This is a genomic window from Leyella stercorea (assembly GCF_021531655.1).
Genome location: NZ_JADYUF010000029.1, coordinates 39522 through 46737, shown reverse-complemented (window position 1 = coordinate 46737; position 7216 = coordinate 39522). Strand labels below are relative to the sequence as shown.

General features: G+C 51.8%; 5 protein-coding genes. 4 read left to right on the top strand and 1 reads right to left on the bottom strand.

Annotated features, from left to right (window positions below):
• Positions 1-77: 77 nt before the first annotated feature.
• Positions 78-1550: an MATE family efflux transporter gene (locus tag I6E49_RS09475; protein WP_235401930.1), complete on the bottom strand. Its 1473-nt coding sequence runs from the start codon at positions 1548-1550 to the stop codon at positions 78-80.
• A 226-nt stretch (positions 1551-1776) separates the two neighbouring features.
• On the opposite strand from I6E49_RS09475, the gene metG reads away from it, so the two are divergent.
• From metG to rnc, 4 genes are all read left to right on the top strand, one after another.
• Positions 1777-3843: a methionine--tRNA ligase gene (metG, locus tag I6E49_RS09470; protein WP_235401932.1), complete on the top strand. Its 2067-nt coding sequence runs from the start codon at positions 1777-1779 to the stop codon at positions 3841-3843.
• Between the two features lie 401 nt (positions 3844-4244).
• Positions 4245-4481: an acyl carrier protein gene (locus I6E49_RS09465; RefSeq protein WP_094879135.1), complete on the top strand. Its 237-nt coding sequence runs from the start codon at positions 4245-4247 to the stop codon at positions 4479-4481.
• Positions 4482-4559: 78 nt separating this feature from the next.
• The gene (gene fabF, locus I6E49_RS09460; RefSeq protein ID WP_235401934.1) at positions 4560-5822 is read left to right on the top strand and encodes a beta-ketoacyl-ACP synthase II; all 1263 of its coding nucleotides are present in this window, start codon (positions 4560-4562) and stop codon (positions 5820-5822) included.
• Positions 5812-6963: a ribonuclease III gene (gene rnc / locus I6E49_RS09455; RefSeq protein ID WP_235401936.1), complete on the top strand. Its 1152-nt coding sequence runs from the start codon at positions 5812-5814 to the stop codon at positions 6961-6963. The genes fabF and rnc overlap by 11 nt, the downstream gene beginning before the upstream one ends.
• Positions 6964-7216 lie beyond the last annotated feature (253 nt).

Below are 7216 nucleotides of genomic sequence, written 5' to 3'. Positions count from 1 at the left end.
CGCCCCTCCCCCGCAGGGAGGGGAGTAATATGTACTGATTGGCGATAAGGATAGAGGTGTAAAAAAATTGTTGCTTATTAATATTTGTTTCTTATTTCATCTGTTGTACTATTCATCCCCTCGCTACGTGAGACGGGTTTGGGGGTGGGATTGAATCTCGCCAGCTTCACAAGGAATATCACTCCACGGAACGTCAGTTCGAGGCACATGGCGAGCCATACGCCACGCAGTCCCATCGACGGTGCGAGCATGGCGGCAAGCGTGATGCGCACACCCCACATCGATATGAGGTTCATCACGCTCGGAGCTATGGTCTTGGCAGCACCTACGAACACTCCGTAGCAGATGATGGCTGCACCGAACATGGGTTCGGCGAACGCCTCGATGCGCAGCACTTCCACTCCGAGCAGACGCACTTCGGGCGAAGGCGTCATCATAGCCATGGCAAACGGCGCTCCGACGTACATCACTACGCCCATCAATGTCATAATGCCCATGCCCAGTCCGACGCTGAGCCACGCAAAGCGCTTCATCAGTTCGTAGCGTCCGGCACCCATGCTCTGTCCCACAAGCGTCGTGGCGGCATCGCTCACGCCGTAGCCCGGCATGTAGCACAGACTCTCGACGATGATGCCAAACGAGTTGGCGGCAATGGCGAAGGTGCCCAGCGGAGCGATGATGATGGTTGTGACGATGTATGCCGAGGTCATTATGGTCTGCTGTATACCCATTGGCAGGGCTATGTGCAGGGCACGCTTCACCACCTGCCATGTAGGCAGGAAGCGGCCGCGGTCAATCCTCAGCGACAGCTCCTTGCTGCGGAAGCAGAGTATGTACATCGTTATGGATGCCGCAACGAGTTCGGCTGAAGCCGTGCCTATTGCCGCTCCCACCACTCCCATGCCCGCTCCGGGCAGCGTGAGCGACATGCCCAGCACGTCGACGGTGCGCGTGTGGAAGATGAGAAAGAAGTTGAAAACCACGTCGAGCGACATCATCACCACGCTCATTATGCTCGGCACGAGCATGTTGCCGGAGCTGCGCAGCATGCCCTGGCTGAACATTGAGAACTGGAATGCGGGCATCGCCATGGCTATGATGGCAAAATAGGCTGACGACGTGGCGTTGATGCTGGCGTTGCCGCCCAACCACGAGGGCAGGAACGGACTGATGGCGAGCGCCACCAAGCCGATGAGCGCACTCACCACGAGCACCGACATGATGCCCTGGCGCAATGTGGAACGCGCCCGGGCGGCATCGTCGGCACCCAACTGGTGGCTCACCTGAACGTAAAAACCGGCTGCCGTAGCCGAACAGAGGCTGCCCATAAGCCACGTAGTGGTCTCTATCAAGCCTATAGCCGCCGAAGCCTCGGCACCCAGACTGCCCACCATCGACGCGTCTATATACTGCATCATGGTGGTAGTGAGCTGCGCCAGAATGGCTGGCATGGCAAGACTCAGCACCAGACGCGCCTGCTCGCCGAGCGTCATCGGCTTGCCATGACGTATCATGGAGAGCAATCTGTCTTTTTGTCTGTCAAGTTTCATAGGATCCTAATTACGCTGCGAAGTTACAAAAGAAAGCCGAAATGAGCAACCGCCACCCTCATTTATCCGGAAAGCAGATAAGAAAAACGGGAAAATAGTTAGTCTTATGGCTACACCTTATTATATATAATAAATATCAATTTGACAATAAAAACGAGCTGCTTGTTTTGAATTGTGTTCGATTTGCACTAACTTTGCACCCAGAAAACAAAAATCACACATTATAATGGAAGATAAGAAATTCAAACGCACCACCGTCACCGCGGCTCTGCCGTATGCCAACGGTGGCGTACACATAGGCCACCTGGCCGGCGTGTATGTTCCTGCCGACATCTACGTGCGCTATCTGCGCCTTAAGAAGCAGGAGGTTATGTTCATCGGAGGTAGCGACGAGCACGGCGTGCCCGTAACTATCCGCGCCCGCAAGGAGGGCATCACCGTGCAGGAAGTGGTAGACCGCTACCATAACCTCATCAAGAAGTCGTTCGAAGACTTCGGTATCTCGTTCGACATATATAGCCGCACCACATCAAAGATTCACAACAAGTTTGCCAGCGACTTCTTCCGCACACTCTACGACAAGCACGAACTGGTAGAGAAGACCGAAGAACAGTTCTGCGACGAGGTGACAGGCGAATTCCTCACCGACCGCAACATCGTGGGCACATGTCCGCGCTGCGGTGCCGAGGGAGCTTACGGCGACCAGTGCGAGAAGTGCGGCGCTACGCTCTCACCAGAAGAACTGATCAACCCCACCAACAAGAACAACCCCGGACACGGACTCGTGAAGAAGGCCACCAAGAACTGGTATCTGCCGCTTAACAACTATCAGAACTGGCTGAAGCAGTGGATTCTCGACGAGCACAAGGAGTGGCGACCCAACGTCTACGGCCAGTGCAAATCGTGGCTCGACATGGATCTGCAGCCACGCGCTATGACACGCGACCTCGACTGGGGTATTCCCGTACCCGTAGAAGGAGCCGAGGGCAAGGTGCTCTACGTATGGTTTGACGCACCTATCGGCTACATCTCAAACACCAAGGAGCTGTGCGACGCCCAGCCAGAGAAGTGGGGACCGTGGCAGAAGTGGTGGCAGGACCCGTCGTCACGACTCATCCACTTCATCGGCAAGGACAACATCGTGTTCCACTGCATCGTGTTCCCAACCATGCTCAAGGCTCACGGCGACTACATCCTGCCCGACAACGTACCGGCAAACGAGTTCCTCAACCTCGAGAACGACAAGATTTCTACATCACGCAACTGGGCTGTATGGCTCCACGAATACCTCGTTGACTTCCCCGGCAAGCAGGACGTGCTGCGCTATGTGCTCACAGCCAACGCTCCGGAGACCAAGGACAACAACTTCACATGGAAGGATTTCCAGGACCGCAACAACAACGAACTGGTGGCTGTTTACGGCAACTTCGTCAACCGTGCACTGCAGCTCACCAAGAAATACTTCAACGGCATCGTGCCCGAATGTGGCGAACTGCAGGACGTTGACCGCGCTGCCATCAAGGAATTCAAGGACGTGAAGCAGAAGGTGGAGGCACTGCTTGACGCATTCAAGTTCCGCGACGCCCAGAAAGAGGCAATGAACCTGGCACGTATCGGCAACAAGTACATCACCGATTGCGAGCCTTGGCACGTTGCCAAGACCGATATGGAGCGCGTCAAGACTATACTCTATATCTCACTGCAACTCGTAGCCAACCTTGAGATAGCATTCGAACCGTTCCTTCCGTTCAGTTCGGCAAAGCTCCGCGAGATGCTCAACGTGGCTAATACAGAATGGGATCAGCTCGGCAGCACCGAACTCCTCAAGCCCGGACACCAGCTCGGCACTCCTGCCCTGCTCTTCGAGAAGATTGAGGACGACGCCATCAACGCACAGCTCCAGAAACTTGAGGACACCAAGAAGGCTAACGAGGCTGCATCGTACGTGGCTGCACCCGTCAAGGAGAACGTCGACTTCGAGACTTTCGAGAAGATGGACATCCGCGTAGGCCACATCAAGGACTGCCAGAAGGTGAAGAAGTCGAAGAAACTCCTTCAGTTCACCATCGACGACGGCTCGGGCAAAGACCGCACCATACTCAGCGGCATCGCTGCCTACTACGAGCCTGAACAGCTCATCGGCAAGGACGTGCTCTTCGTAGCCAACTTCGCTCCACGCAAGATGATGGGCATCGAGAGCCAGGGCATGATTCTCTCGGCTGTCAACTTCGACGGAACACTCAACGTGACATCTGTATTGGGCAACGTTAAGCCCGGTTCACAGGTGGGATAATACGAGTTTTGAATTTTGAGTTTTGAGTTTTGAATTTGTCGGCTTCGCCGATTTGGAATTGTTGAATGTTGAATTTTTAATTGGAAATTTATAATTCTTAATTCATAAATCGCGCAGCGACCAATTCAAAACTCAAAATTCAAAACTCATAATTGCCAACGGCAACCAACTCAAAATTCAAAATTCAAAACTCAAAACTCACAACCCGTAACTGCTTCAATGTCATTGTAAAAACATTGAAACAGTAACGAAACGGGCAAAAAATATGCACATTTATAGGGTGTTTGTGCACACAGAATGTCTTTTTGTAGAAAAATATTTGCCTATATGAATAAAAATTATTTCCTTTGCAAAGTTTTTTAAAAGGAAATTACATTATAAACACTTTAAAATTAGAAATTATGTCAGAAATCGAATCAAAAGTAAAAGCTATCATCGTTGACAAACTCGGTGTAGACGAAGCAGACGTTAAGCCTGAAGCAAGCTTCACAAACGACCTTGGTGCAGACTCACTCGACACCGTAGAGCTCATCATGGAGTTCGAGAAGGAGTTCGGCATCTCTATCCCTGATGATAAGGCTGAGAAGATCGGCACTGTTGGCGACGCTATCGCTTACATCGAGGAGAACGCAAAATAAATAAGGTTTATGGTTTATAGTTTATGGTGTACATAAACCATAAACCATTTTTTCAACCATAACCCGAAACTATTTTAAATGGAATTAAAAAGAGTAGTAGTTACAGGTCTTGGAGCCGTTACCCCATTGGGCAACACTGTTGAAGAGACTTGGAACAACCTTGTCGCCGGCGTAAGCGGCGCAGCCCCCATTACATTGTTCGACGCTTCTGATTTCAAGACTCAGTTTGCATGCGAGGTGAAGAACCTTAAGGTGAACGACTTCATCGATCGCAAGGAAGCACGCAAGATGGACCGCTATGCACAGCTCGCTATCATCGCAGCAATGCAGGCAGTTCAGGACTCGGGCATGGATCTTGACAAAGAAGACAAGAACCGCATCGGCGTAATCTACGGCGTTGGCATCGGTGGCATCAAGACTTTCGAGGAAGAAGTAGGCTACTATGCACTGCACAAGGAGAACGGTCCTAAGTTCAATCCGTTCTTCATCCCGAAGATGATTGCCGACATCGCAGCAGGCCAGATTTCAATCCAGTACGGATTCCACGGTCCTAACTATACCACTACTTCGGCATGCGCATCATCTACCAACGCTCTTGCTGACGCCTTCAACCTCATCCGTCTTGGTAAGGCCAACGTAATCGTAAGCGGTGGTGCAGAAGCTGCCATCACACCTGGAGGTGTAGGCGGATTCAACGCCATGCACGCACTCTCTACACGCAACGACGATCCGGAGCACGCTTCACGTCCGTTCAGCGCAAGCCGTGACGGATTCATCATGGGCGAAGGCTCAGGATGCCTCATCCTTGAGGAACTTGAGCACGCCAAGGCACGCGGAGCCAAAATCTACGCAGAAATGGTTGGCGAAGGTATGTCTGCCGACGCTCACCACATCACAGCTTCTCACCCTGAGGGTCTCGGCGCTCGCCTCGTAATGGAGAACGCTCTTGAGGACGCAGGCATGAAGCCTGAAGACATCGACTATATCAACGTACACGGCACATCTACCCACGTGGGCGACATCTCTGAGGCTAAGGCCATCAAGCAGGTGTTCGGCGAGGCCGCTTACAAGCTCAACATCAGCTCTACCAAGTCTATGACTGGACACTTGCTCGGCGCTGCCGGTGCTGTGGAGGCTCTTGCTTCGGTGCTTGCAGTGAAGAACGACATCGTTCCGCCTACCATCAACCACGCTGAGGACGACCAGGATCCGGAAATCGACTACAACCTCAACTACACCTTCAACAAGGCACAGAAGCGTGAGGTACGTGCTGCACTGAGCAACACATTCGGTTTCGGAGGCCACAATGCATGTGTAATATTCAAGAAATATGCTGAGTAATCTCATCGACAGAATGAAGCTCCCTTTCCGTAAGGACAAGGAGCTTTATTTGTCTTTACGCCAAATCATAGGCTTTTATCCGCACGACATCGGCTACTATAAGCTGGCGCTTATGCACAAAAGCATGTTCAAGCGCAACGCCAAGGGCAAACCCGTGAACAACGAACGACTGGAATTTCTTGGCGATGCAATCCTCGACGCCACCGTTGGCGACATAGTCTACCGCCACTTCCCAGGCAAACGCGAGGGCTTCCTCACCAATACACGCTCCAAACTCGTGCAGCGCGAAACCCTCAACCGACTGGCGCAGGAAATGGGCATCAACCAGCTCATATTGTCTAACGGACGCTCTTCGTCGCACAACTCATACATGGGAGGCAACGCCTTCGAGGCTCTTGTGGGAGCAATATACCTCGACCGTGGCTACAACGCATGCATGGAGTTTATGCGCAAGCGAATACTGACACAAATGATAAACATCGACAAGGTTGCTTATAAGGAAGTAAACTTCAAGAGCAAGCTCATCGAATGGAGTCAGAAGAACCGCGTGCGCATTGACTTCCGCGTCCTCTCGCAGGAAAAAGACAAGACCGGATCGCCCGTGTTCAACTATCAGGTGATGCTTGAGACAGTAGAGGGATGCACCGGTACGGGCTTCAGCAAGAAGGAAAGCCAGCAGATGGCTTCGAAGCTGACGCTCGAACGACTGCGCAAGGAACCACAGTTTATCGACCAAGTGTTTGCTGCCAAGACCGACCGCACAAAAATGGAGGAAGAACCGGTGCAGAACGTTCCGACTATAGAGCCTGAGGCTGACGAGTTCATCATCAAGAATCCTGAGATGGAAGCCCATGCCGAGGCTGCTGTAAAAGCTCTCAATGGCGGCAAGAAGACAAAGCAAGGACGACGCTCGCCTATGTATCGCAACGTAAGCGAGGACGACGAGACTGTAAAAGAAACGGCTGAAAGCCTGCCGTACAATGCCGCTGACACAACAGCCGACAATTCGGACGACGAGAACAGCGACGAGGATATGCTCAATCTCGACGACAAGGAGTTTGACCTGAGCCATATCTCTGCACGCCAACAGAGTCGTGAGGAGATAATCGCTGCTGCCGAAGCAGCGGCATTTGCCGAATAAATAATGCTCTAAAAAGCCCTACCCCCAGCCCCTCCCCCGTAGGGAGGGGAGTGGTATGCTTTGTAAGCTTATAAACAATGCGCCCTGTAAATGCAAAAGCATTGATTGTTTATGCTTTTGCACTTACAGGGCGTTTTGTTGCTTAATACTTTATCTTGAAATAATCGAGCAAAGCCTTGTAATGGGGTATTCCATATATTATCGGCAAGAAACTAACTAACTTTATGCAAATATAGCTGTTTTCTTGCCGATA

Coding starts and splice junctions, on each gene's coding strand:
- I6E49_RS09475 (WP_235401930.1), bottom strand. CDS start 1,550: ATGAAACTTGACAGACAAAAAGACAGATTGCTCTCCATGATACGTCAT.
- metG (WP_235401932.1), top strand. CDS start 1,777: ATGGAAGATAAGAAATTCAAACGCACCACCGTCACCGCGGCTCTGCCG.
- I6E49_RS09465 (WP_094879135.1), top strand. CDS start 4,245: ATGTCAGAAATCGAATCAAAAGTAAAAGCTATCATCGTTGACAAACTC.
- fabF (WP_235401934.1), top strand. CDS start 4,560: ATGGAATTAAAAAGAGTAGTAGTTACAGGTCTTGGAGCCGTTACCCCA.
- rnc (WP_235401936.1), top strand. CDS start 5,812: ATGCTGAGTAATCTCATCGACAGAATGAAGCTCCCTTTCCGTAAGGAC.